This window comes from Chryseobacterium sp. Leaf404, from assembly GCF_001424145.1.
Lineage (GTDB): Bacteria > Bacteroidota > Bacteroidia > Flavobacteriales > Weeksellaceae > Chryseobacterium.
The window spans coordinates 13,190-37,367 of the sequence record NZ_LMQM01000006.1; the positions used below are offsets into that span (position 1 = coordinate 13,190).

Here is a 24,178-nt window from a genome sequence, read left to right on the forward strand (position 1 = left end):
TTAAATATTCATTTTATCAGATTAATATAATACTGTAAATTTATATCTTTTTTATTCAATAAAATACTACATTTGATGAAAATTTCATACAGCCATGCCAAGCCTTACCCCCAAAACCACTTCCCTGGGATTTTCCAATGCGTATCATCTTTTGCGACGCACAACCTTCAATATTACCAAGGCGAAAATAATAGAATTTTCTACGAAAACACCGCAGGAAGCGATTACCGCGCTCTTCTCATTTTCTGCTCCCACCCCACCTTCTCCACTGAATAATATCGGTGAAACTATTGTTCCCACCGCCGCCAGCCCCACAATTACAGATACTCAGGCTACAGCAAACAGTGTGAGGAATGATCTCTACTGGTGGCTGCACAGTGCATTAAAAGACCCATCAGCACAGCATAAAATTGCATTTTTTCTGCACATTCTATTTGTAACGGATGACGATACTTCTTTCTGGACAAATTTTGATTACAAAGAGTTGCTAAGATTTCATGCAGGCGGAAGTTTAAAAGATCTTGCAGTAAGAATCACTCAAAATCCGAGAATGCTGATCTATCTGAATAACAACGTGAATCAGAATACAAGCCCGAATCAAAATTATGCCCGTGAATTTCTGGAGCTTTTCACCATTTTAAAAGGCCCGCAAATTGCCACGGGAAATTATACCAACTACACTGAAACTGATGTACAGCAGGCTGCCAAAGTGTTCACAGGATTTTCTCTTACTTCTTCCATTCATCTGGATAAAACTGCACGGCTTACATCGCTCGATCCCATTACAAACCTTCCCAAAGGTGAAATAAAAATTAACAAACACGACACCGGAAGTAAAACATTCACTTCAGCTTTTGGCGGACAGGTCATTACCGGCGGAACAACGGAGACCACCATTAAAGATGAACTTCAGAATTTCATCAATATGATTTTCAATCAGGATGAAACTGCCAAAGCATACTGCAGAAGGATGTACCGCTATTTTGTGGGACGTGAGATCACAACCGAGATCGAAACTGGAATTATTGTACCACTTGCTACAGCTTTAAAAGCAGACAACTACAATATTTTACCAACTCTTACTACTCTTTTAAAAAGCAAACACTTTTATGACGAAGAAGATTCCATCATTGGTGATAAAATTATTGGAAGTCTGGTAAGGAGTCCTTTGGAACTCTATCTGCACATGTTTTCCCTGCTTCATCTGCAGATGCCGCTTTACACCGCCAATCCTTCTGCCATTCACAGCTTAATGAACGTAGTGTATACGTACTCAAACAATTCCGGAATGCCTATTTTCAGACCGCAGTCTGTGAACGGATATTCGGGATATTCCAGCAGCCCGCACTATGACAAAAACTGGATAACAACGTCTTCCCTCAGAATACGGTACAACAACACTATTGATTATTTTATCAATGGCTTAACGTACAATGGGTTTAATTTTAAACTGAATAATGCTGCTTTTGTAAAAGACAGTGGATATTTTTCAAATCCCGGAAATGCAGACGTACTCGTTACAGAATTTCTTCAGATGATGATGATAGAAGTTCCTGATGGCGAAAGATATACGTACTTCAAAAATGTTTTTCTTAATAATTTAAGCAGTACAAACTGGCTCAACGAATGGACAAATTATGTAAATTCAAGCGTTGCAACCAATGTAAAAATCCCAATTGACAGACTTGTGAAAGCTATTATCAAATCTCCGGAATTCCAAATCATCTAAAATCATGAACAGAAAAGATTTTTTAAAATTAGTTTCTCTTGCAGGAATAGGAACTCCGTTTTATTTAAACGGAATGCCATCAAGGTTCATGAATCAGTTTATGGATCTTCAGATGAACTGTGATACTGTGAACGACCGGGTTTTGGTTATCCTGAGACTTGCCGGTGCCAATGACGGTTTAAATACAGTGATTCCCGTGAGCCAATATAGCACCTACGCTGCTTTAAGACCGAATATTAAAATTAACAATACCGGAACAGGAAGCTACATCCCCCTGGACAGTACGGTTTCATCTGCCAGGCAGGTGGGTCTGAACCCTTCCATGACAGGCTTTAAAGATCTTTACGATTCCGGAAAACTTTTGCTGATGAACGGCGTTGGATATCCGAATCCCAACTATTCTCATTTCAGGTCAGAAAATTTAATGTTTTCAGGAAAAGACGGCTCTACAAGTGCAGATCTTTTAGATGGGATGTTCGGAAGATATTTGGGAGCTCTTTATCCGGGTCTTGCGGGAAACCCAACCACTTTAAGTCCGGATCCTCTGGCTATTCAGATGGGAAATCTCAATCCCTGCCTGTTTTACGAGCATACGACAGAAAAAAATATTGAGTACAACCTTTCCGGTTTTCAAAATCAGATGTTTACAAATCTGAATCTTATCAATTCTGAATATCAGGATCTTTTAACTTACATCAAAGGTGTTGCAACAAGCATGGATGCGTATTACAACCGGGTGATGTCAGTTTTCAATACCGGAGTAAATTCATCCACCACTTATCCAAATTCTTCTTTGGGCAAGCAACTGAAAACTGTTGCCAGAATGATTCAGGGAGGAAGTAAAACCAAAATTTTCCAGGTGAACATCAGCGGGTTTGATACGCACGTGAGCCAGGTACAGACAGGAAGCACACATTTGGGAACTCACGCCAATCTTTTAGCAGATATTTCCAATTCTATAGCAGCATTTCAGGCAGATATTCAACAGCTTGGGATTTCCAATAAAATCATGACCGTCACCTTCAGTGAATTTGGACGCCAGGTGAGAGAAAATGCAAGTGTAGGTACAGATCATGGTGATCTGGCGCCATTCTTTGTAGTAGGAAATGCCGCAGCGGCAGGAATTCTGGGCGATCATCCGGTTTTTACAAATGCCACCAGCTACTACTATAACCAAAACCAAAGAAGATTCGATTACCGACAGATTTTCGCTTCGCTTTTACAGGATTGGCTGGGAGCAAGTACAAGTTTAATGGTGACTTCCGAACTGGATTACTATGTGACAGGTGCTCAAAAAGTAAACCTCATCAAAGACGCACAAAAAGCCGATGTGGTTTGTGCAACTCTAGCTACAAACGAAGTACGGGCAGAAAACGGAATAAAAGTTTACCCAATTCCCGCCAACCAGTTTGTCTATGTTGAGTTTGAAAACGGAAGGCAGACGGATGTAAAATATCAGGTACTAGACATAAGCGGAAGAATCATTCTTCAGAGATCTGAACATGTGGTGACCAACCGTTTGGAGATCAATGTTTCATCTCTACCTGAGGGAAATTATCTGCTTAAAGTAAAAAGCAACCAGGAAGAACTGACAAAAAAGATGATCATTTCACATTAAAATCAGGGTTAAACCGATTATTTTTTTTAGATTTAAATCTTTACCAGATTCAATGAAGAAGATTTTAGCATTATTGATTTTATGGGCTGTTGCAGGATGTGAACCTAAACATTCCGTTCAGAGACCTGCAGCGAAGGTTAATACACCGAAACCGGCAGCACCAGCTGTTATCAGACAGACTGAAACTGAATATGAGCAGCTCATGAAAACGCACAAACCCGAAACAGCTAAAGTTCTGCAGGATTTGCTGAACGGCTCGGAAGGAAGCCCGGAAACCTCCATCAGTGTAGAAAATAATTCTGCCTGCAATATGGTTTTAACAGTGAGTGGACCTAACTTTTTCAAAAAAATCCCGATTCCGTCGGGGAAGATTGGAAGTACCATGGTTCCGAAAAATCAGAAATACAATTTATCGGGAATGGTTTGCAAGGCGGTATATCAGAATACAAAATTTGTGAGTACTTCTTATTCTATAACGATCACAAATTAATTTTTATCACATTTGATTCGGATCAGAGATAACGTTCATTCGGAACACGCCATTTTTCAGCATCCTATTTTTCTACAAAATTTTATTCCGATGGAGCTTTAGCGATGAAGCTTTAAATTTGAATCTATTTGATTAATTTTGTTTTAAATTTAAACCCAAATGAATTTAAAGTATATACAAGATGCAAAAGGAAACACAACTGGCATTTATTTCGATTGAGGAGTGGCAACTGCTCAAGGAGAAATATAATGATTTAGAGCAGTTAGAGCCCGATGCGATTGACATTCCTGACTGGCACAAAAAGATATTAGATGAAAGATTAGAAGATTACAAAAAAAATCCAGCCAGTAATGCCGATTTTGACACCATGCTTAATGAAATCAGATCGAAGTACGGTTTTTGAATCTTGTTTTTAAAAACAGACCCCGCGTTTACGATGATATAACAGAAGCCGTAGAATATTATCTCAACATCAGCCCCAAACTAGCATCTCAGTTCTTGACAGGATTGAGGAGGCAAAACAAAGGATATTAAAGTTGCCCAAAGGCTTTTAGATAAAGCATCCAGAAAATGTCAGGACAGTTTTATTAAAGCAATTTCACTATCACATTTATTATATTCTGGAAGAAAATCAAATTGTAATTCTTGCTATACTTCATGCTCACAGTGGCGAAGAGAAAATTGGCAAAGTTTAGAAAATAAGATTTCCTGCATGAAAAATTTCTGATCAACAAAAAAACCGCAGAAAAATCTGCGGTTTTAATATTTTAAAGATAATCTTCAATTATTCAGCGTCGAAGTCTGCATCTTTATCAGCAGAAACCACTTCACCTTCTTCTTTAGATTTTTCTTTATCAGCTTTTCTCTGAGTCTGACCTTCTTTGATAGATTCTGAAACAACGCTCAGGATCATATCGATAGATTTAGAAGCATCATCATTTCCTGGGATAACGAAGTCAACTTTTCTTGGATCAGAGTTTGTATCAACAATACCGAAAACCGGGATACCTAATTTCTTAGCTTCAGTTACAGCGATGTGTTCTCTCATGATATCTACAACGAAGATTGCAGAAGGAAGACGCACCATGTCTGAGATAGAACCTAAGTTTTTCTCAAGGTTAGCTCTTTGTCTGTCAACCTGTAATCTTTCTTTTTTAGATAAAGTTTCGAACGTACCGTCTTTTTTCATTTTGTCGATAGAGTTCATCTTCTTTACAGCCTTTCTGATAGTTACAAAGTTTGTAAGCATACCACCTGGCCATCTTTCAGTAATATAAGGCATATTAAGTTCAGCAGCGTGCTTAGCAACTACCTCTTTCGCCTGCTTTTTAGTAGCTACGAAAAGAACTTTTTTACCTGCAGAAGTTAATTTTTCTAAAGCGCTACAAGCTTCATCCAATTTAACAGCTGTTTTATGTAAGTCTACGATGTGAATACCGTTTTTCTCCATGAAAATGTATGGAGCCATATTTGGGTTCCACTTTCTAGTCATGTGACCGAAGTGTACGCCAGCCTCTAGAAGGTCTTTTACATTTGCTTTTGCCATGTTTTTGTTTTTTGTTAGTTTACTTTCCGCTTTTTAAACAATCAACGTCTTCTTTAGATGGGAGAAGCGTTTGGATGCTAAACGTAACGGGCAATTGGCGTTAGGCTTTTTGCTTTAGGCAATTGGCTTTTCGCCGGGATTAAGTTTAAATAAAATTTAATAAATTCCTGTAGCCAACAGCCAGAAGCCATTCGCCAGCAGCAAATCTTAACGTTTTGAGAACTGGAATCTCTTTCTTGCTTTTTTCTGACCTGGTTTCTTTCTTTCCACCATTCTTGCGTCTCTTGTAAGTAAACCAGCTGGCTTTAAAGCTAATCTGAATTCAGCATTGATTTCGCATAGAGCTCTGGAAATACCCAATCTGATAGCTTCTGCCTGACCTGTATTACCACCACCGAAAACATTTACGGTAACGTCGTACTGACCAACAGTTTCAGAAAGGATGAACGGCTGGTTTAATTTGTAAACCATCACGTCTGTAGAGAAATAAGTTGCAGCCTCTTTACCGTTTACTGTAATCACACCAGTTCCTGGCTTCACGTAAACTCTTGCTACAGAAGTTTTTCTTCTTCCGATTTTGTGAACTATAGACATAATTAATTATTTAAATTCGTTAACATTAATTGTTTTCGGCTGTTGAGCTTCGTGCTTGTGCTCAGTTCCTTCATATAAATAAAGGTTTTTAAGCAATGCAGATCCTAATCTGTTTTTTGGAAGCATACCTTTTACAGATTTTTCCAATACTTTTAAAGAATCTTTTTTCTGAAGTTCAAGAGCTGTCATAGACTTCTGACCACCAGGGTAACCTGTATGCCAGATGTAAGTCTTATCGTTCCACTTGTTTCCGGAAAGAGTAACTTTCCCAGCATTCAAAACAATAACGTTATCACCACAATCTACGTGAGGTGTAAAGTTTGTTTTGTGCTTACCTCTCAAAATCTTTGCAACCGTAGAAGCTAGTCTTCCTAACGGCTGTCCTTCAGCGTCTACCACAACCCATTCTTTATTTGCAGTAGCTTTGTTCGCTGAAACAGTTTTGTAACTTAATGTATTCACACGTTTTAGTTAAAGATTAAACATAATTTTCCCTTAAAAGGGTGTGCAAAGGTACACTTTATTTTCTGAACAGAAAAATATTATTTGAAATGTCTTGAGAATATCTTTTGCATTCATTTTCACATCTTTACTTCCGGGTAGCACGGTTTGATCTGAAACTTGCAATAAAATAATACGCAACAAAGACCGTAGAAAATTTTAGAATGGATGGAATGGCAAGTTCTAAATTGAAGATTAGTATACCTACAACAACCAAAGCAATCATCGCTAAAAATGAGAAACTCATTTTCTGAAGCAGACTGAAATCTCCTGAATCCAGATAATAGGCCAATCCCCAGGCAATACCGAATGACAAAGCATAATAAACTTCCAGACCCCGATCTTGGGTGTCTGTAAAAAAATAATTAATCAGGAAACTGACAATCGTTCCGAGTGCAAAATACAATACAGCTTTTTTCATACCTTATATAAAGACGCAAAATTAAAGTTTTTTTAAAAGATTAAATTTAAAACTGAAAAATTGGCACAATTACCTATCAAATGTTAGGCTTTAAGGGAATTCTCAATTCAACAAATTAAATTAAATTACTGAAAATCAATTCAATATATTATTAAAATTAATTCAATATATTATTAAAATTAATTTTTATTAAATTGTTATATTTGGAAACTTAGAAATTTTCTACAAACAATATGGAAACCCAAAAATATACTCCAACAAACAAAGTAAGAATTGTAACCGCAGCTTCACTGTTCGACGGGCACGATGCGGCCATCAATATTATGCGCCGTGTGATTCAGGGAACAGGATGCGAAGTTATCCACCTTGGTCACGACAAATCTGCCGAAGAAGTGGTGAACACAGCCATTCAGGAAGATGCTAACGCAATTGCACTGACTTCGTATCAAGGCGGTCACAACGAATATTTTAAATACATCTACGACCTTTTAAGAGAAAAAAACTCACCGCAAATCAAAATTTTCGGCGGTGGCGGTGGTGTAATTCTGCCGGAAGAAATCGAAGATATTATGTCTTACGGAATCGACAGAATTTATTCTCCGGACGACGGCCGTGAACTTGGTTTACAGGGAATGATCGATGATTTGGTGAAAAGATCAGATTTTGCAACAGGTAAAGAAGTGACTGCTGAAGATTTAGACAATATCAGTTTTGAAAACTCTACAAGCATTGCTAAAATCATTTCTGCCGTTGAAAACTTCTCAGAAGAAAAACCGGAATTAGTTAAGGCTATTGACGAAAAATCAAAAGATTTAAATATTCCAATCATCGGTATCACAGGTACTGGTGGAGCGGGAAAATCTTCATTGACAGACGAATTGGTGAGACGTTTTTTACGTTCCAATACCGATAAAAAAATTGCTATCATTTCGATTGACCCTTCGAAAAAGAAAACAGGAGGTGCACTTTTAGGAGACAGAATTCGTATGAACGCGATCAACGATCCTAGAGTTTATATGCGTTCAATGGCAACGAGAGAAAACAATGTTTCTGTTTCTCCGTTTATTCATTCCGCTTTGAATGTGTTGAAATTGGCTCATCCGGATGTTATCATTTTAGAAACTTCAGGTATCGGACAATCGGGTTCGGAAGTTTCGGATTTTGCAGATGTTTCAATGTACGTGATGACACCTGAGTACGGAGCTTCGACACAGTTGGAAAAAATTGACATGTTGGATTATGCAGATTTGGTTGCTTTAAATAAATCTGACAAACGTGGTGCTCTTGATGCACTTCAAGCCGTAAGAAAACAGTTCCAGAGAAACCATTTGTTATGGGAAAGTCCGTTGGATGATATGCCTGTTTATGCAACAAAAGCATCTCAGTTCAATGACCACGGAACAACTGATTTATACAACAGATTAATTGAAAAAGTTAATGCTAAATATTCTGATTTAAATCTTCAAGGATTTGTTGAACAGGAAATTTCGGAAGATATCACGATAATTCCTCCAAAAAGAGTTCGCTATCTTTCTGAAATTGTTGAAAATAATAGAATCTATGACGCCAATGTTGAAAAACAGGCAGAATTAGCAAGAAAAATGTATCATATTGAAGGGGTTAAAAAATTCCTTTCAAACGAAGTTTTAGATACTGAATATCAGAAAGCAGAAAAAGACCTTCAACAGGAAAACATTGACTTTTTGAAGAACTGGGATGACACGAAAGAGGCTTTCAAGGCTGAGTTTTATTCTTATTTCGTTCGTGGGAAAGAAATCAAGGTAGAAACCTCAACGGAATCTTTATCTCATTTAAAAATTCCAAAAATATCTTTACCAAAATATACCGATTGGGGAGATTTGATTAAATGGAAAGGTCAGGAAAATCTTCCTGGAGGATTTCCTTACACCGCTGGAATTTATCCTTTCAAAAGAACTGGTGAAGACCCAACGAGAATGTTTGCCGGAGAAGGCGGACCGGAAAGAACCAACAGAAGATTCCATTACGTATCTGCGGAAATGGATGCAAAACGTCTATCCACAGCGTTTGACTCGGTGACGCTTTACGGACAAGACCCTGCTCTACCACCAGATATTTATGGGAAAATTGGAAATGCGGGAGTTTCTATCGCAACATTAGATGATGCGAAAAAATTGTATTCCGGATTTGATTTGGTGAATGCAATGACTTCCGTTTCAATGACGATCAACGGACCTGCGCCGATGTTGCTGGCTTTCTTTATGAATGCAGCGATTGACCAGAATGTTGAAAAATATATTGCAGAACATAAACTTGAAGCGAATGTTGAAAAAGCTTTAAAGGCAAAATTCGACGATAAGGGTTTAGAAAGACCAAAATATAACGGCGAATTACCTCCTTCCAATAATGGTTTAGGTTTAAAACTATTAGGAATCACGGGAGATGAAGTAATTCCTGCTGAAGCTTACGCTGAAATTAAAGCTAAAACAATCGCAACCGTTCGTGGTACCGTTCAGGCTGATATTTTAAAAGAAGATCAGGCTCAAAACACCTGTATTTTCTCTACTGAATTTGCTCTGAGACTGATGGGTGACGTTCAGGAATATTTTATCACAGAAAAAGTAAGAAACTTCTACTCGGTTTCTATTTCAGGATATCATATTGCAGAAGCGGGAGCAAATCCGGTTTCTCAGTTGGCATTTACACTGGCAAACGGGTTCACGTATGTCGAATATTATTTGTCAAGAGGAATGGACATCAATGATTTTGCTCCGAACTTATCTTTCTTCTTCTCCAACGGTATCGACCCTGAATACTCGGTAATCGGACGTGTCGCGAGAAGAATTTGGGCAAAAGCAATGAAACTGAAATACGGAGCCGACGAAAGAAGCCAGATGTTGAAATACCACATTCAAACTTCAGGACGCTCACTTCACGCTCAGGAGATAGATTTCAACGATATCAGAACAACGCTTCAGGCGCTTTATGCAATCTACGATAACTGTAATTCACTTCACACGAATGCTTATGACGAGGCGATTACAACTCCGACTGAGCAATCTGTAAGAAGAGCGATGGCAATTCAGTTGATTATTAATAAAGAATTAGGTTTAGCGAAAAACGAAAATCCGCTTCAAGGTTCATTTATCATTGAAGAGTTGACAGATTTAGTTGAAGAAGCTGTTTACGCAGAATTCGACAGAATTACAGAAAGAGGTGGTGTTCTTGGTGCGATGGAAACGATGTACCAACGTTCAAAAATTCAGGAAGAATCGATGCATTATGAATGGTTGAAACACACCGGAGAATATCCGATCATCGGGGTAAATACTTTCTTAGGAAAAGACGGTTCGCCAACGGTTCGTCCAGGAGAAGTGATCCGTTCGACTGAGGAAGAAAAACAGGTTCAGATTGAAACCCTTCATAATTTCCAGAAATCTAATGAAGACAGATCAGAAGCTGCTTTGAAAACTTTGCAACACGCAGCGATCAATCAGCAGAATTTATTTAATGTGATGATGGATGCGGTAAAATACTGTTCGCTTGGGCAGATTACCAACGCTTTGTTTGAAGTGGGTGGTAAGTATAGGAGAAATATGTAGGTCCGTAGCCGGACAGGCAGTTAAAAAAAAAGCCGTGGATTAAATTTCTACGGCTTTTCTTTTATTAAGGCTTGTTACAATGTTGTGCGGTCAAAATTTTCAAATCAGGAATATCTAAACCTTTTGCCATTTTAAAATTTTTACAAGCATATTCAACTTTATTTTGCTTAAATAAAATCAAACCTTTATAATATTTAATTTCTAAATCTGAATCATCATATTTTTCCGCTTGATTCAGAGTAAATAATGCATCATCATATTTTTCCATATGATACAGAGCAGTTGCCTGTAATTTTTTTGCGGCTGGATCATTTGGTCTAGTAATTTCTACTTTTAAAAATTCCATCCAAGCATCTTCATATTTTTTTTGTTGCATTAAAATAGTTCCCATTCTAACATTTATAGTTGCATAGTCTTGAACTTTTGCTTTTTTATAACCTTCTTGATAATAGTTCCATGCTGCACCAATATTACCCAATTTAAACTCGCAATCTCCCAAAAGAACATAGTTCTCCCAAGTTTTATGACCTTTCTCTAAAATTTTTTCATAGTAAGTTTTAGCTGTTGAAAAGTCATTATTGTTGATCGCTTTAACTGCTTCTTGTCTTAGCACTTTAACACTTTGTGCAAAGGAAAAGAAAGAGATAACAATAAATGTAAGAAGTAATATTTTTTTCATCTTAAAATTTATTTTCAAATATAACCAAAATCATAATTACTATTTTTGGGGGAATTTGATTAACATGAAACCCAAAGCTATCTTCAACTGGAGCAGCGGAAAAGATTCTGCACTTGCTTTATACAAAATTTTAAAAGAGGATCAATTTGAAGTCACTTCATTGCTGACCAGCATCAATAAAGAATTTCAAAGAATTTCAATGCACGGCGTTCCGGTTTCTTTACTGGAAAAACAGGCTGAAAGTTTAGGTTTAAATTTAATCAAAATGGAAATTCCTAAAGAGCCTTCGATGGAAGAATATCAGAAAATCATGTCTGAAACCATGAATGAAATCAAATCTCAAGGGGTTACGCATTCTATTTTTGGAGATATTTTTCTGGAAGATTTAAAGGAATATCGTGAAAAACAACTCGAAACCATCGGAATGAAAGCTTTTTTTCCTTTGTGGAAGCAAAACACAACCGACCTCATCCATGAATTTTTAGATCTAGGTTTTAAAACCATTGTCACCTGCGTAAACGAAACGTATTTAGATAAAAGTTTTGCAGGAAGAATTATTGATAAAGATTTCATTAAAGATTTACCGGTAAACGTTGATCCCTGCGGAGAAAACGGCGAGTTTCATACCTTCACTTTTGATGGGCCGATTTTTAAAAATCCAATCGAATTTGAAATCGGAGAAACGGTAATAAAAACCTATCCAAAACCAAAAACTGACGAAAGTGACGGCGGGGAATATGTTTTTTGGTTTTGTGATTTGACAGAGAAATAAATGTTGGCATCTTTTCGTTTAAAATTGAAAGCTAAATACCAATGAATAATTTTATTAGAATCGCAGATCCCTGCATTGAAAAATTAGACAATATGCAGGACGTTCCCGACGGAAAATTTTGCAGTATCTGTAATAAAAATGTAGTTGATTTTTCAGAATTTACATCTTCAGAATTACAAAATTTTTTTGTAGAAAATAAAGTGCAGCAAGTTTGCGGAAATTTCACTAAAAAGACAACCCAAGATAAACAGGCGAAAAAAAATTCTCCGACAAAACATTTACAAAGAAATACAAATTTTTCTAAAATTGCTGCCGGAATGGCTTTAACAGCAAGTATAATAAATGTATATCCTGCTCAGACGATAAAACCTGTTGCAGAACAAACTTTTAAAAAACCGACACAACAACAAAATGAAAAACAGCAGGATAAAAAAGAAAATGGCAATTTTATAATTTCCGGAAAAATGGTCTCTGTAAAAGAGAACCAGGCTCTTGTTGGCAGTGTAAGCTTTCTCACTACAACAAACATCTACACTGCAGAAACAGATGAAAATGGCTATTATCACCTTGAAGTACCAAAAGAAATTCTAAAATATGAAAGTCTACTGGAATTTTCTCCAAAGGATTTCTACCACAGTACGAAACTCGAAATTATTAATATCGAAAACCTTGGAAAGAAAAAAACAGTCAAACTTGAAAATAATGGATGGGGCAATTACTATGGCATTATCGAATCTCCTTTGGCTGGGAAAAATTCGCTTGTTATAGCTGATGGCAAAATCTTAGACAGCAAAACGTTCACCAGGAGTTACTCACTATTTCCTAACCAATATATCGTCCGATATATTCCTAAAGAATTTGTAAAGTTTTTCACAAACAAGAATGATTACGAGGATGTTTATCTTGTTTTTATAAAACCGAAATAAGAAGCTTGCAAACATTTAATTCCCGAAATTGTCAATTTTTTTCTTATTTTTAGGAAAAACAAATTTGATGCTTTCCAGAATATTTTTTATTTCATTACTCAGTTTTATTCTATTCTCCTGCGAAAAAGAAGTACTGAAAAAACCCATCAACTCCCAAGCCATCGCCGATTCGGCAGTTTTGGATTTTAAAAAGAAACTCATTGCTTCACAGATCGATTCGGTTTTTAATCAATATCAGTTTAATGGAAGTGTCGGTATTTTTAAGGACAGTATTGAGCTATACAGAAAAAATAACGGCTTCTCAGATTTTGAAAATCAGACAAAAATTAATCGCTCAACTGTTTTCTCTATTGCCTCCATCAGCAAACAGTTTACAGCAGTTTTAATTTTGCTTCAAATGGAAGACAGCAAACTTAGTTTGGATGACAAGGTCTCAAAATACATCAAAGGATTTCAGAAAAAAGAATATGAAGACATCACAATTCATCAACTTTTAAATCACAGTTCGGGACTGAATAATTTTGGCGAAAAACTCATGTTTAAAAGCGGTTCGGGATTTAATTATTCCAACGACGGCTTCAATGCTCTGGGAAAAATTGTGGAAGCAGTTTCAGGAAGAAAATTCAATGAAAATATTCTTGATCTGTTTAAAAAAGTGGGAATGAAAAACTCTTCAACAGGAACAGTTTTTCGGGGTGAAAATTTTGCCAAAACTTATGTGGGCAATTCAAAATCACAAAAGGTGGTTGACGGAATGCCGAAAAGATTAGGTAAAAAAGAAATCGGAATTCCTGCAGGCGGTGTTTTGTCGACGGTTGACGACTTACATTTGTGGAACAGTGCTTTGTACGGCGGAAAAATAATTAAACCTGAAACACTGAAAAAATTCATGGCTAAAAGTACCGAAAGACAACATCCTGTTTTCGGAACAATGGGTTACGGTTTGGGAATTATGATGAGCAACGATAAACCTGTCACTTACTTTCACAGCGGCTACGTGAAAGGTGCGCCGTCACTCAATATTTATTATCCCAAAACAAAAACTTCCGTTATCATTCTATCTAATATTGCGAATGAGGAGAAAGGGAAAAATGCTGCGTTTAAGCCTCATCAGAAAATCAAAGAAGCTGTTGATTTTCTTGAGAATGTAGATGAAAAGAATTAAAAACAGTTTTGAATTAAAATAAACTAAAACTTCCCATATCTTTGCCCCAATGATTTCAGCAGAGAAAATAATTTTAGGAATTGATCCCGGAACAGCGATTATGGGATTTGGTTTAATTTCGGTAAAAAAAGGAAAGATGGAAATGATTTCCATTCACGAATTGATTTTGAAAAAGTATCCCAACCACGAAACCAAACTGAAATATATTTTCGATAAAACTTTAGCTTTAATCGATGAATTCCATCCTGATGAAGTGGCACTTGAAGCACCTTTCTTTGGGAAAAACGTACAATCCATGCTGAAACTGGGAAGAGCACAGGGAGTAGCGATGGCAGCAAGTTTATACAGGAATATTCCTATCTCTGAATACTCTCCCAAATCAGTAAAAATGGCCATCACCGGAAACGGAAATGCAAGTAAGGAGCAGGTTGCGGGGATGCTCAAAAGCTTGTTAAACCTCAAAGAATTCCCCACAAAATACCTCGATGCGTCAGACGGACTGGCGGTTGCAGTCTGTCATCATTTTAATTCGGGGATGATCTCCAGTACAAAATCTTTTTCTGGATGGGAAAGTTTTCTGAAACAGAATCCTGACCGTTTAAAATAGTTTCAGCTATTTGTAATCTTCAGGTAAAACTGAGAAATCTGCTGTTTTCTTCCCATTTTTATCGTAATAGATGTAGTCAAATTTGATCTTATGACCTTTCAGATCGGCCATATCTTCTGATGCTTTCAAGCTGGATTTTGCTGCTTCTCTGGCATCTTCCTTAAAGACGCGTATGTCTTCTGCCGTTACATTTTCTTTCACATCTTCCGTCAAAGTATAATTATAACGAAGGCTGAGATGACCGGCAGAAACACTGTCTAACCTTATTCCGTCACTTAAATCCTGCGGAGTCATTTTGTTCATGCTTGCGGCAGCATCTTTCAGTTCTTTATCTACCGGATCTTCATTTTTACAGGAAGCCAGTACAAAAACCAGTGATAACAGTGAGAACTTAATGCAGTTTTTCATAACTTTATTTTTATAGAATGTGTATTTCACTGCAATTATTATGCAATTCAAATTTACCTCTTTCAAATTTATTTATAATTACTTGGCAAAACCTATTACCATTTGTAACATTGGTATGTTTTTTTCTACTTATCTGTTACAATTTTAATGAATGAAAACAACGCAGGTTACTCTACCTCATTACAGTCACAGGATCAACTGGTTTCAGAAATTTCTGCTGCTCTGCTCCGGAGGCAACATCCATATTTTAAGAAAGACACCCAGCGAATGGAATAAATTTGCCGGGATTGGCGGAATCGTTTTGTTTACCGCAGTATTTGCTACATTATCTGCTGCGTACGCAATGTACACCATTTTTGACAACATCTGGGCTTCTGCAGGTTTTGGAATTCTTTGGGGCCTGATGATTTTTAATCTTGACCGGTACATCGTTTCGTCTATCAAGAAAACTGGTACGTGGTGGAATCAGATTTTGATGTCTATCCCGAGATTAATCTTGGCTACATTTTTAGGAATTATTATTTCTAAACCTTTAGAACTTAAAATTTTTGAAAAAGAAGTAAATAAACAGTTGAACACGATTATTCAGCGAAATAAAACTGAACTGCAAAAGCAGATGAACGGCAGAATTCTTCAGCAGAGCGGCCCTTTTGAGACAGAAAAAAAACAGATCTCCGAAAAAATTGCATTATACCAAAAATCTTACGATTCTGCAGCTGTAGAACTTGAAAAAGAGATTTTAGGAAAACAATCAAATCTAACGAGTGGAAAAGTAGGTTTCGGAATCAATGCCAAAAGAAAACAGGAGCTGAAAGAGCAACGGAGACAGGACTTGGAAAACTACCAGAAACAGATCGCCCCGAGACTTGAATATCTCGATAAAGAAATTTCAAAAGTTTACACCAATCTGGAGACCGAGAGAAAGTCTACCGAAACATTTGAAGACAAATTCAACGGTTTTGCGGCAAGACTACAGGCTTTGGATGAGTTGGGGAAGAACTCAGCCATCATTGCTACGGCCGCCGCCTTTATCATGGGACTTTTTATCTGTCTGGAAATATCGCCGGTTTTGGTTAAACTAATTTCTTCGGTGGGACCTTATGATTATCTTTTGGAAAAAACCGAAAATGATTTCAGGCTTTATTCAAAAGAAAAAATTGAAAAAGGTAATGCAATTACAGATTTCAGAATTGATGATTTTAGAGAGAAACTGAAGTGACATTATGGTCCTTCAACTAAAAACGGCGGTCAGATAAATGACCGCCGTTTTTGCTTTATTGTAAATTCAGATTTTTATAAAGAATAATTGGGAGCTTCCGAAGTGATAATCACATCGTGTGGATGAGATTCTTTCAGACCACTTCCTGTAATCATTACCATTTTGGTTTCGGTTTGTAAAGCTGTGATGTCTTTGGCTCCACAATATCCCATTCCGGCTCTTAAACCTCCCGTCAACTGGAAGATTACATCTTCCAGCTTGCCCTTGCTTGGAACTCTGCCCTCAATTCCTTCCGGAACGAATTTTTTAGCCTCGCTTTGGAAATATCTTTCTTTTCCGCCACGTTTCATAGCAGAAAGACTTCCCATTCCCTGATAAGTTTTGAATTTTCTTCCCTGGAAAATAATTTCTTCACCCGGAGCCTCATCAGTTCCTGCTAAAAGTGAACCCAGCATTACTGCTCCTGCGCCACTTGCGATAGCTTTTACGATATCTCCGGAAAGTTTAATTCCGCCATCGCCAATCACGGCAACGTTTTGAGATTTGGCATATTCGTAGACATTATAGATTGCTGACAACTGAGGAACACCCACCCCAGCTACAACTCTCGTTGTACAGATAGAACCGGGCCCTACCCCAACTTTCAGGACATTTGCCCCAGCTTTTATAAGATCTTTTGCAGCTTCGGCAGTTACAATATTTCCGCCTACGATATCAAGATCAGGATAGGTTCTTCTGATTTCTGAAATTTTATCTAAAACACCTTTAGAATGCCCATGAGCAGAATCGATACCGATGATATCCACTCCCGCTTCCACCAAAGCAGCAATTCTGTCTAAAGTATCCTCACCCACGCCAACTCCGGCTCCCACGATCAAACGTCCTCTTTCGTCTTTATTGGCATTGGGGTATTCCAGCTGATTGTCGATATCTTTAATGGTAATCAAACCAACCAGTTTATTTTCAGAGTCAACAATAGGAAGTTTTTCAATTCTGCTTTTGAGAAGAATTTCTTTGGCAATTTCCAGATTGGTATTTTTATCAGAAGTGATAAGGTTATCCTTCGTCATAAATTTCTCAACCTTTTCCTCAAGGTTTTCCTGATACTTTACGTCTCTGTTGGTAATAATTCCTATAAGAACGTTATCAGCATCCACCACCGGAAGACCGGAAATTTTATATTGAGCCATTAAACTTTTGGCTTCGCCTAAGGTATGATCTTTTGAAAGCGTTATGGGATCAGAGATCATTCCGTTTTCAGAACGTTTTACTCTGTTGACCTGAGCAGCCTGCTCTTCGATGGTCATATTTTTATGAATGAAACCCAAACCACCCACTCTTGCCAGTGCAATCGCCAAATCTGCCTCCGTCACCGTATCCATTGCAGCGGAAACGATAGGAACGTTAAGGGTAATTTTGTCGGTAAGTCTTGATTTTAATGAAACCTGATTAGGTAAAACTTCAGAATAAGCAGGGACTAGAAGCACGTCATCGAAAGTGATGGCTGTCTCTACAATTTTGTTATGAATAGACATCTTTACTTTCTTGCAAAATTAAGACTTTTAAACGGATTATGAAAATGCTTTTAAATAGTTTAAATAAAACTTAACAATACATAAAATGAATACAAAAATAACCGCCTTGAACAAGATGGTTATTAAAGTTAAATATAAAAATGAACTGTTTAATCTGTTTTTCTGAGACTTCCGCCTGAGATTTTGCTGATATCTGAATCAATTTTGGGATTTCCTTTGTACTCGATCACACCTCCCGATGATGCTCTTGCATATAGCTCATCGAGAACATGTGTGGAAATTCTGGCGCCGGAAGTAGACTGAACCTTCAGCTGATCAAATTTAAAACCTTCTGCATTGAAAACCGCACCACTGCTCATATCAACCGAGCCGAATTTTGCACTTCCTTTCAGGTTTGCTGTAGAACCGCTCGAAGATTTAACCGAAATTTCGTTGGTATTGATCTGAGAATTGATCACCGCACCAGAACTTATTTCAACTACAGCATGATCTTTGATATTCAATGTTCCGTTCACAACGGATCCCGAGGAAACATCTATTGCCAGACGTTTTTCGTTGATATTATTGATAGAATTGAAAATTGCTCCTGAAGACGTTTTTATCTGCTCAATTTTGGGTGCAGAAACATTAACACTGATGTTTTTGATTTTTAAATTTTTCTGATCTTTATTGTCAATGTAAATATTCAGAATCCCACCCTCTACTTTTGTAATGATATACTGCATTTTATCAGCATCAGCCACCACTTTTACACTTGTTGGATTTTCCTGTTTAAAATTTACCACAACCCCTGTTGAAGCACTGATTCCTGAGAACTCGCCTACATTCCTGTCTTCACCGCTGAGGTAGACGCTGTTTTTGTTTATACTTACCTCTTTCTTCGCGTTTTTTACAGTCAGCATATTTTCTGACGAGCTGATCATTTTATTCACATCATCCATCTTCATCTTTCCGTTCAGCATAAAAATTACGATTTCATCTTTTGAATCTACATTGAAGATCAGATTTTCAAGAATGCCGTTTCTTGCATTTTCTGCAAGAAATTTCATTGAAACATCGTCACTTTTCAATGACATCAATTCGTTGAGATTGAGATCAGAGAGAAGTTTTGACACTCTTTCACTTTTCTCCTCATTCATTTTTATCTGACCTCTGTTTTCAGATTTTAAATGATCCGGGAACGTAATTTTAGAAAAAACCAAAAGCTTCAAACCATCCACATCACGCATTATCGGTTTAATTTTTCCCAAATAGTCATCGCTGATATCAATGCTGTTGAGCAGCGCAAACATTGGTTTTTTAATTTCAATTGAGGTCACTCCGTTTTTCTGCATATCATTGAAGAGCTGATCAATTTTTTCATTCTGGGCGGTACAAGTTGTAAAGCTGCCCAAAAACAGCAGGATGAATAAGACTATATTTTTCATTGTATTTCTATTTTAATATTCTTCTGTAAAACCCTCATCTTTGTTAAAGGAAGCCACAGTTTTTCTGAATTCTTTTCCCATTTTCATCAGCGAAAAAGTGGTAACGTCCAACGCTTCTTTTTCACTTGATATTTTTCTGCCGTTCACAATCACATAGGAATCTCTGTACCCCGAAGAATCCTGAGCTGATACAGAATTCTGCACATATTTTGGCTTAACTTTCTTTTTCATTCTGGCTTTTTTCGAGAGAATTTCGTCCAGAGCATCGTTTTCGGCAATTGTATTTTCCACGAAGATTGAATCTCTTTTCTCTCCTGCTACGGAGTCTGCAAAATTGACTGCCATTTGCGTTTCGTGCTCATGATTTTCTGCAACAAACTCGCTTTTCTGTTTTAAAACTTCGTTTTTGACTAAATTTTCCCTTTCTGAAATTGTGCTTTCATTTAAACTGAAAATTAATCCCAATCCGAAAACAATCACGGCACTTGCTGCCATCCAAAACCATTTAGGAAAGGTTGGTTTCTTATTTTGGATAGGAATAACGGTAGCCGAATCATCTTTTCCTTCTGCTTTCTGAAGAAAATCTTCAAAATCCCAGTTCATTTTTTCTTCCTTTAAATCCCGGAAGACCTCGTTGTATTTATCCTGTAATTTGTCGTTGCTCATAGCTCATCAATTGTGAGATTTGTTCTTTTACTTTTTGTCTGGCGCGCATGAGATTTACTCTTACTGCGTTTTCTTCCATTTCCAGCATTTCAGAAATTTCCGACACTTCATACTCTTCCACGTCTTTCAGATGAATGACCATTTTCTGTTTTTCAGGAAGCTGATTGATAAAGCCGATGATCTGCTCTTTCATATTATTCACATCCATGCTGTACAGTTCTGAACGGTGAAGCTGCAGATCTGCAAAGCCTAATTTTACATCGTGATGTTTCAATCTATTCAGACATTCATTTTTAACCGATTTTAAGGCATAAGATTTAAAATTTCCAAACTGCGCCAGTTCCTCTTTTTTCTGCCAGAATTTGATCATCAAATCCTGAACTACATCTTCGGCTTCATCACTGCTCATCACAAACCTTTTCGCAAAACGGAACATCTCATCTCTGAGAATAAATACCGTATTCCTAAAAGTTTCATGGGTCATAAAGTGGTTTCTATTAGTAAGACAATCTGAATCGGAAATATATTACACGGAAAAGAAAAAAACTTCAAAAAAAAATTGAAGTTTTTATAATTATCGATCAATATTCATTAAAAATATGCTTAAATATCGCTTTATCGTGATCTGTTAAAGGTAATTTTCTTCTTGCCATTACTTTTTCTGCGACTTCGTAGGCTTTGTCTAATTTAAAACGTTCATCGTCTTTAAAGCCACCCCACGAAAAGTTTTCAATTAAATTTGGAGGAAAACCTTCTTTAAAAATATTGGAAGCCACACCGATAACAGTTCCGGTATTTAATTGCGTATTGATCGCTGTTTTAGAATGATCTCCCATAATTACACCGGCAAACTGCAATCCAGTATCCTGAAAATCTTTAGTTCTGTAATTCCACAATTTCACGTTTCCGTAATTGTTTTTTAAGTTGGAAGAATTGGTATCTGCACCTAAATTACACCACTCTCCAATCACGGAATTTCCGACAAAACCATCATGACCTTTATTGGAATATCCAAAAATAATAATGTTACTCACTTCGCCGCCCACTTTTGAATGTGGACCCACTGTTGTAGCACCATAAATTTTTGCTCCCAAATTAAATTTCGAACCTTCACAAAGCGCAATCGGACCACGAAGATTACAGCCTTCCATCACCTCGGCGTTTTTCCCGATATAAATTTTTCCGGTTTTGGTATTGATGGTTGAAAATTCGACTTCCGCACCTTCTTCGATAAATAAATCTTCTCTATTTCCTAAAAACCCATTGGTAGAAGATAATTCCTGCGATGTTTTTCCCTTCGTCAGTAATTCAAAATCAAAATCAATCGCTTCTTTGTTATAAGTAAAAAGATCGGTTGGTTTCTTAAAGAAAACGAGTTCTTCTTTAATATCAATCATTTTCTCAATCTGATTCAAAGAAAAACCATCCATATTGATTTTTGCGGCAACCAGCTCGTCTTCATAGACCAAAGCTTCGCCCATTTGCAAGTGTTTAATTTGCTGAATTACCGTTTCTGTAGGTAAAAAATTGGGAACTAAAAACAGACTTTCTTTTTTCTCAGGTTCTCTGAATTTCTGCTGAAGATATAGTTCTGTAAACCACGAAATTTCATTTGAATCTAAAATTTTCTGCCATCTTTCGGAAAACGTAAGAATTCCGCAACGCATTTCTGCGACAGGACGGGTAAAAGTAAGCGGAAGAAAATCTTCCCAATATTGTGCATCGGAGAATACGAGTTGCATGTGGGTTTCGGGTTTAAGGTTTTATGTTTCGGGGTCCGGGATTCGAGTTTCGAGTTTCGAGTTTCGAGTTTCGAGTTTCGAGTTTCGAGTTTAACAAAAATACGAATCATTAAGTAAAGTTGTGCTATGTGAATTTTAATTCTGAGTAAACTGCACAAAAAAGTCTTCCGAAAAACCGGAAGACCTTAAAATATTGTAAAATCAAAAAAATTACTTAGAGAATTTTTTGTATTTGTTCATAAACTTGTCTACTCTACCTGCAGTATCAACCAATTTGGTTTTCCCTGTGTAGAAAGGGTGAGAAGTAGAAGAGATTTCCATTTTGATCAATGGGTACTCAGTTCCTTCATACTCGATTGTGTCTTTAGTGTCTGCAGTAGACTTACATAAAAATACCTCGTCGTTACTCATATCTTTGAAAACAACAAGTCTATAATTTTCTGGGTGAATTCCGTTTTTCATAATAAATTTTTAAAAAATTAAAGTTTGCTTTCGAAATAGTAATGGTATTTCTTCTGCTAAATTTTAGGTTGCAAAAATACAATTTTTTTTAAAATATCCAAACACCTTGAACATTATTTTTCCGAAATAAGAAAACTGAAGTATTTTTCGTTAAATTTGGAACTCTTAAACCTGAATTTCAATGAAATTTAAAATCATTCTTCTAAGCGCGTTCTGGATTCTTTTACTAGCAGTTTCCTGCAACAGAGACGAGATTTCTTTTGATACTCCGTCTCAGGAACTCAGTTTCAGCCGAGATACGGTATTTTGTGATACTGTTTATCATCAGGTAAGGTCTGAAACGTATGCCGTAAAAGTATACAATAATGAAGACAAGGACGTTCTGATCCCAAGAATCCATCTTGAAAAAGGTGCAGCTTCTTTGTACAAAATCAATGTAGACGGTAAACCCGGTTACGATTTTAAAGATGTTCCTTTACGAAAAAAAGACAGTCTCTATATTTTTGTTGAAATTGCACCTTCAGCTACCGGACCGGAAGCGATTGCCGAAGACAGAATATTATTCACAAGTCCTGCTGGGCAACAGCATGTGAATTTATTTTCAGTAGTTCAGGATGCAGAATTTTTTATTCAAACGCCATCCAATCCCAATGTAATTTCAGCAAATACAAACTGGACCAATTCTAAAGCTAAAATCATCTACGGAAATCTTACAGTAGATAGCGGTGTAGCACTAAATGTGCAATCCGGCACAAAAATTTATTTCCACAAAAACAGTGGAATGAAGATTTCAAATGGTGCTTCTTTAAATCTGAACGGAAATCAAACTGAGCAGATCATCATGCGGGGTGACCGTAATGAAACTTATTATGACACGATTCCCAACAACTGGAATTCTGTAAAAATGGAGGCTGGATCTACCATTAATATGAATCACACAAGGCTTTTCGGGGGGATTAATGGTTTGGATATGAGACAGGCAACTGCCAATATCAACAATTCTTTTATTCATAACTTTTTAGATAACGGTATTTATGCAGTAGCTTCCACCGTAAACGCAAAAAATCTAGTCATGAACAACTGTGGAGACGCCTGCGTCTCGATCTTTAAAGGTGGAAATCATTCCTACATCCATTCTACAATAGCAAATTATTCAGATCTGCTTTTCTCAAGAAACCGATTGGGAATTTTTGCCACAAACGAATGGAAAAACGAAAGCGGACAGATTGAGCAGGGGGCTCTACAGCAGCTTAACATCTGGAATTCAATTGTTTATTCAGACAGAAACAATGCTGTAAATTTTGAACAGACACCAGGGCAACAGTTTAATTTTCTAATCAGAAATTCACTGCTGAAATATTCCGGAACTTCTGAAGCTGGATTTCCATTTGACAACAACCCGACAGTGGTAATTCAAAGTTTAAAAAACGAAGATCCTAAATTTATCAATTTCTTTGCAGCTCAAATGAACCTCCGTGTAAAAGCAGATTCTCCGGCAAGAAATAAAGGCAACGCAACTATTGCAGCATCAGTTCCGACAGATATCGTGGGTGTTTCGAGAACTTCAAATATAACTTTGGGAGCCTATCAATGATAGGTAATGGGTAATAAGCGATAAGTAATTAGTAATGAGCAATGGGTAATAGTTAATGTAAAACATTTTTACTAAAGTTAACCATTGTATCCTTTGGCTCTATTTACTTTTATCTTGAATCTTTTATCCTAATCTTTTTACTTTTGTCTTGAATCTTTAAAAAACATGGAAATTACTACGCTTCAAACACAGGTGGACGAATGGATTAAAACCATTGGTGTCCGGTATTTTAATGAACTGACCAACATGGCAATGCTGACGGAAGAAGTGGGCGAAGTTGCCCGAATTATCGCAAGAAGATACGGCGAACAAAGCGAAAAGGAAAGCGACAAAAGCAAAGATTTGGGCGAGGAATTAGCCGATGTTATGTTTGTAACTTTATGTTTAGCCAATCAAACCGGTGTCAATCTGCAGGAAGCATTCGACAAAAAAATGAAGATAAAAACTGATCGCGATAAAGACCGCCATCAGAATAATGAAAAACTGAAATAGAAAC

The 24,178-nt window shown here is 37.0% G+C and carries 24 protein-coding genes; 12 read left to right on the plus strand and 12 right to left on the minus strand.

Annotation, left to right across the window (positions count from 1 at the left end; translation table 11 throughout):
- Positions 1-94: 94 nt before the first annotated feature.
- The 4 genes from ASG31_RS05475 to ASG31_RS05490 all read left to right on the plus strand — a co-directional run bounded on the left by ASG31_RS05475 (position 95) and on the right by ASG31_RS05490 (position 4,240).
- Complete coding sequence (locus ASG31_RS05475; RefSeq protein ID WP_056028985.1) at positions 95-1,729, plus strand: DUF1800 family protein; 1,635 nt, start codon at positions 95-97, stop codon at positions 1,727-1,729.
- Between the two features lie 4 nt (positions 1,730-1,733).
- Positions 1,734-3,347 carry a DUF1501 domain-containing protein gene (locus ASG31_RS05480; protein WP_056028987.1) on the plus strand — a complete coding sequence of 538 codons (1,614 nt, stop codon included), beginning with the start codon at positions 1,734-1,736 and terminating at the stop codon, positions 3,345-3,347.
- Between the two features lie 52 nt (positions 3,348-3,399).
- On the plus strand, positions 3,400-3,837 hold the full coding sequence (locus tag ASG31_RS05485) for a DUF6759 domain-containing protein (protein ID WP_056028989.1): 438 nt from the start codon (positions 3,400-3,402) through the stop codon (positions 3,835-3,837).
- Positions 3,838-4,018: 181 nt separating this feature from the next.
- Entirely contained in the window at positions 4,019-4,240 is a 222-nt protein-coding gene (locus ASG31_RS05490) for an addiction module protein (protein ID WP_056028991.1), read from the plus strand.
- A gap of 381 nt (positions 4,241-4,621) precedes the next feature.
- On the opposite strand, the gene rpsB is transcribed toward ASG31_RS05490, so the two are convergent.
- The 4 genes from rpsB to ASG31_RS05510 all read right to left on the minus strand — a co-directional run bounded on the left by rpsB (position 4,622) and on the right by ASG31_RS05510 (position 6,899).
- Positions 4,622-5,383 carry a 30S ribosomal protein S2 gene (gene rpsB, locus ASG31_RS05495; protein WP_056028993.1) on the minus strand — a complete coding sequence of 254 codons (762 nt, stop codon included), beginning with the start codon at positions 5,381-5,383 and terminating at the stop codon, positions 4,622-4,624.
- Positions 5,384-5,590: 207 nt separating this feature from the next.
- Positions 5,591-5,977 (minus strand): 30S ribosomal protein S9, encoded by a 387-nt coding sequence (gene rpsI, locus ASG31_RS05500; protein WP_056028995.1) that lies wholly within the window; start codon positions 5,975-5,977, stop codon positions 5,591-5,593.
- Between the two features lie 6 nt (positions 5,978-5,983).
- Positions 5,984-6,439 (minus strand): 50S ribosomal protein L13, encoded by a 456-nt coding sequence (gene rplM, locus ASG31_RS05505; protein ID WP_047397369.1) that lies wholly within the window; start codon positions 6,437-6,439, stop codon positions 5,984-5,986.
- 127 nt (positions 6,440-6,566) lie between these two features.
- Entirely contained in the window at positions 6,567-6,899 is a 333-nt protein-coding gene (locus ASG31_RS05510; RefSeq protein ID WP_056028997.1) for a hypothetical protein, read from the minus strand.
- A 233-nt stretch (positions 6,900-7,132) separates the two neighbouring features.
- On the opposite strand from ASG31_RS05510, the gene ASG31_RS05515 reads away from it, so the two are divergent.
- Positions 7,133-10,480, plus strand: coding sequence for a methylmalonyl-CoA mutase family protein (locus tag ASG31_RS05515; RefSeq protein WP_056028999.1), 3,348 nt, complete (start codon positions 7,133-7,135; stop codon positions 10,478-10,480).
- Positions 10,481-10,544: 64 nt separating this feature from the next.
- On the opposite strand, the gene ASG31_RS05520 is transcribed toward ASG31_RS05515, so the two are convergent.
- Complete coding sequence (locus ASG31_RS05520; RefSeq protein WP_056029001.1) at positions 10,545-11,159, minus strand: tetratricopeptide repeat protein; 615 nt, start codon at positions 11,157-11,159, stop codon at positions 10,545-10,547.
- A gap of 64 nt (positions 11,160-11,223) precedes the next feature.
- Between ASG31_RS05520 and ASG31_RS05525 the strand changes: the two genes are divergently transcribed.
- The 4 genes from ASG31_RS05525 (at position 11,224) to ruvC (ending at position 14,629) form a co-directional block, all read left to right on the plus strand.
- Positions 11,224-11,931: a diphthine--ammonia ligase gene (locus ASG31_RS05525; protein WP_056029003.1), complete on the plus strand. Its 708-nt coding sequence runs from the start codon at positions 11,224-11,226 to the stop codon at positions 11,929-11,931.
- 41 nt (positions 11,932-11,972) lie between these two features.
- A complete protein-coding gene (locus ASG31_RS05530; RefSeq protein WP_056029005.1) occupies positions 11,973-12,857 on the plus strand; it encodes a hypothetical protein in 885 nt (294 codons plus the stop codon).
- 67 nt (positions 12,858-12,924) lie between these two features.
- Entirely contained in the window at positions 12,925-14,022 is a 1,098-nt protein-coding gene (locus ASG31_RS05535) for a serine hydrolase domain-containing protein (RefSeq protein ID WP_056029007.1), read from the plus strand.
- A gap of 52 nt (positions 14,023-14,074) precedes the next feature.
- On the plus strand, positions 14,075-14,629 hold the full coding sequence (gene ruvC / locus ASG31_RS05540; RefSeq protein ID WP_185113196.1) for a crossover junction endodeoxyribonuclease RuvC: 555 nt from the start codon (positions 14,075-14,077) through the stop codon (positions 14,627-14,629).
- A 6-nt stretch (positions 14,630-14,635) separates the two neighbouring features.
- Here the strand turns inward: ruvC and ASG31_RS05545 are convergent, their stop codons facing one another.
- Positions 14,636-15,037, minus strand: a complete 402-nt coding sequence (locus ASG31_RS05545; RefSeq protein WP_131725504.1) for a hypothetical protein — start codon at positions 15,035-15,037, stop codon at positions 14,636-14,638.
- A 151-nt stretch (positions 15,038-15,188) separates the two neighbouring features.
- On the opposite strand from ASG31_RS05545, the gene ASG31_RS05550 reads away from it, so the two are divergent.
- Entirely contained in the window at positions 15,189-16,256 is a 1,068-nt protein-coding gene (locus tag ASG31_RS05550) for a DUF4407 domain-containing protein (RefSeq protein WP_056029013.1), read from the plus strand.
- A gap of 74 nt (positions 16,257-16,330) precedes the next feature.
- On the opposite strand, the gene guaB is transcribed toward ASG31_RS05550, so the two are convergent.
- From guaB to ASG31_RS05580, 6 genes are all read right to left on the minus strand, one after another.
- Positions 16,331-17,791 carry an IMP dehydrogenase gene (gene guaB, locus ASG31_RS05555; RefSeq protein WP_056029015.1) on the minus strand — a complete coding sequence of 487 codons (1,461 nt, stop codon included), beginning with the start codon at positions 17,789-17,791 and terminating at the stop codon, positions 16,331-16,333.
- A gap of 149 nt (positions 17,792-17,940) precedes the next feature.
- A complete protein-coding gene (locus tag ASG31_RS05560; protein ID WP_056029017.1) occupies positions 17,941-19,218 on the minus strand; it encodes a DUF4252 domain-containing protein in 1,278 nt (425 codons plus the stop codon).
- 12 nt (positions 19,219-19,230) lie between these two features.
- Positions 19,231-19,884 carry a hypothetical protein gene (locus tag ASG31_RS05565; RefSeq protein WP_231433820.1) on the minus strand — a complete coding sequence of 218 codons (654 nt, stop codon included), beginning with the start codon at positions 19,882-19,884 and terminating at the stop codon, positions 19,231-19,233.
- Positions 19,859-20,368 (minus strand): RNA polymerase sigma factor, encoded by a 510-nt coding sequence (locus ASG31_RS05570; RefSeq protein ID WP_056029019.1) that lies wholly within the window; start codon positions 20,366-20,368, stop codon positions 19,859-19,861. The genes ASG31_RS05565 and ASG31_RS05570 overlap by 26 nt, the downstream gene beginning before the upstream one ends.
- A gap of 97 nt (positions 20,369-20,465) precedes the next feature.
- Complete coding sequence (locus ASG31_RS05575) at positions 20,466-21,626, minus strand: GlmU family protein (RefSeq protein WP_056029021.1); 1,161 nt, start codon at positions 21,624-21,626, stop codon at positions 20,466-20,468.
- A 210-nt stretch (positions 21,627-21,836) separates the two neighbouring features.
- Entirely contained in the window at positions 21,837-22,088 is a 252-nt protein-coding gene (locus ASG31_RS05580) for a type B 50S ribosomal protein L31 (protein ID WP_056029023.1), read from the minus strand.
- A gap of 181 nt (positions 22,089-22,269) precedes the next feature.
- Here ASG31_RS05580 and ASG31_RS05585 point away from each other — a divergent pair, with 181 nt between their 5' ends.
- Together ASG31_RS05585 and ASG31_RS05590 are read left to right on the plus strand one after the other, a co-directional pair.
- Positions 22,270-23,682, plus strand: a complete 1,413-nt coding sequence (locus tag ASG31_RS05585) for a hypothetical protein (protein ID WP_056029025.1) — start codon at positions 22,270-22,272, stop codon at positions 23,680-23,682.
- A gap of 165 nt (positions 23,683-23,847) precedes the next feature.
- Positions 23,848-24,174, plus strand: coding sequence for a nucleotide pyrophosphohydrolase (locus tag ASG31_RS05590; RefSeq protein ID WP_056029027.1), 327 nt, complete (start codon positions 23,848-23,850; stop codon positions 24,172-24,174).
- Positions 24,175-24,178 lie beyond the last annotated feature (4 nt).

What these genes read in the sequence shown, in the direction of transcription:
- ASG31_RS05475 (WP_056028985.1), top strand. Translation starts at nt 95, where the DNA reads ATGCCAAGCCTTACCCCCAAAACCACTTCCCTGGGATTTTCCAATGCG.
- ASG31_RS05480 (WP_056028987.1), top strand. Translation starts at nt 1,734, where the DNA reads ATGAACAGAAAAGATTTTTTAAAATTAGTTTCTCTTGCAGGAATAGGA.
- ASG31_RS05485 (WP_056028989.1), top strand. Translation starts at nt 3,400, where the DNA reads ATGAAGAAGATTTTAGCATTATTGATTTTATGGGCTGTTGCAGGATGT.
- ASG31_RS05490 (WP_056028991.1), top strand. Translation starts at nt 4,019, where the DNA reads ATGCAAAAGGAAACACAACTGGCATTTATTTCGATTGAGGAGTGGCAA.
- rpsB (WP_056028993.1), bottom strand. Translation starts at nt 5,383, where the DNA reads ATGGCAAAAGCAAATGTAAAAGACCTTCTAGAGGCTGGCGTACACTTC.
- rpsI (WP_056028995.1), bottom strand. Translation starts at nt 5,977, where the DNA reads ATGTCTATAGTTCACAAAATCGGAAGAAGAAAAACTTCTGTAGCAAGA.
- ASG31_RS05510 (WP_056028997.1), bottom strand. Translation starts at nt 6,899, where the DNA reads ATGAAAAAAGCTGTATTGTATTTTGCACTCGGAACGATTGTCAGTTTC.
- ASG31_RS05515 (WP_056028999.1), top strand. Translation starts at nt 7,133, where the DNA reads ATGGAAACCCAAAAATATACTCCAACAAACAAAGTAAGAATTGTAACC.
- ASG31_RS05520 (WP_056029001.1), bottom strand. Translation starts at nt 11,159, where the DNA reads ATGAAAAAAATATTACTTCTTACATTTATTGTTATCTCTTTCTTTTCC.
- ASG31_RS05525 (WP_056029003.1), top strand. Translation starts at nt 11,224, where the DNA reads ATGAAACCCAAAGCTATCTTCAACTGGAGCAGCGGAAAAGATTCTGCA.
- ASG31_RS05530 (WP_056029005.1), top strand. Translation starts at nt 11,973, where the DNA reads ATGAATAATTTTATTAGAATCGCAGATCCCTGCATTGAAAAATTAGAC.
- ASG31_RS05535 (WP_056029007.1), top strand. Translation starts at nt 12,925, where the DNA reads ATGCTTTCCAGAATATTTTTTATTTCATTACTCAGTTTTATTCTATTC.
- ASG31_RS05545 (WP_131725504.1), bottom strand. Translation starts at nt 15,037, where the DNA reads ATGAAAAACTGCATTAAGTTCTCACTGTTATCACTGGTTTTTGTACTG.
- ASG31_RS05550 (WP_056029013.1), top strand. Translation starts at nt 15,189, where the DNA reads ATGAAAACAACGCAGGTTACTCTACCTCATTACAGTCACAGGATCAAC.
- guaB (WP_056029015.1), bottom strand. Translation starts at nt 17,791, where the DNA reads ATGTCTATTCATAACAAAATTGTAGAGACAGCCATCACTTTCGATGAC.
- ASG31_RS05560 (WP_056029017.1), bottom strand. Translation starts at nt 19,218, where the DNA reads ATGAAAAATATAGTCTTATTCATCCTGCTGTTTTTGGGCAGCTTTACA.
- ASG31_RS05565 (WP_231433820.1), bottom strand. Translation starts at nt 19,884, where the DNA reads ATGAGCAACGACAAATTACAGGATAAATACAACGAGGTCTTCCGGGAT.
- ASG31_RS05570 (WP_056029019.1), bottom strand. Translation starts at nt 20,368, where the DNA reads ATGACCCATGAAACTTTTAGGAATACGGTATTTATTCTCAGAGATGAG.
- ASG31_RS05575 (WP_056029021.1), bottom strand. Translation starts at nt 21,626, where the DNA reads ATGCAACTCGTATTCTCCGATGCACAATATTGGGAAGATTTTCTTCCG.
- ASG31_RS05580 (WP_056029023.1), bottom strand. Translation starts at nt 22,088, where the DNA reads ATGAAAAACGGAATTCACCCAGAAAATTATAGACTTGTTGTTTTCAAA.
- ASG31_RS05585 (WP_056029025.1), top strand. Translation starts at nt 22,270, where the DNA reads ATGAAATTTAAAATCATTCTTCTAAGCGCGTTCTGGATTCTTTTACTA.
- ASG31_RS05590 (WP_056029027.1), top strand. Translation starts at nt 23,848, where the DNA reads ATGGAAATTACTACGCTTCAAACACAGGTGGACGAATGGATTAAAACC.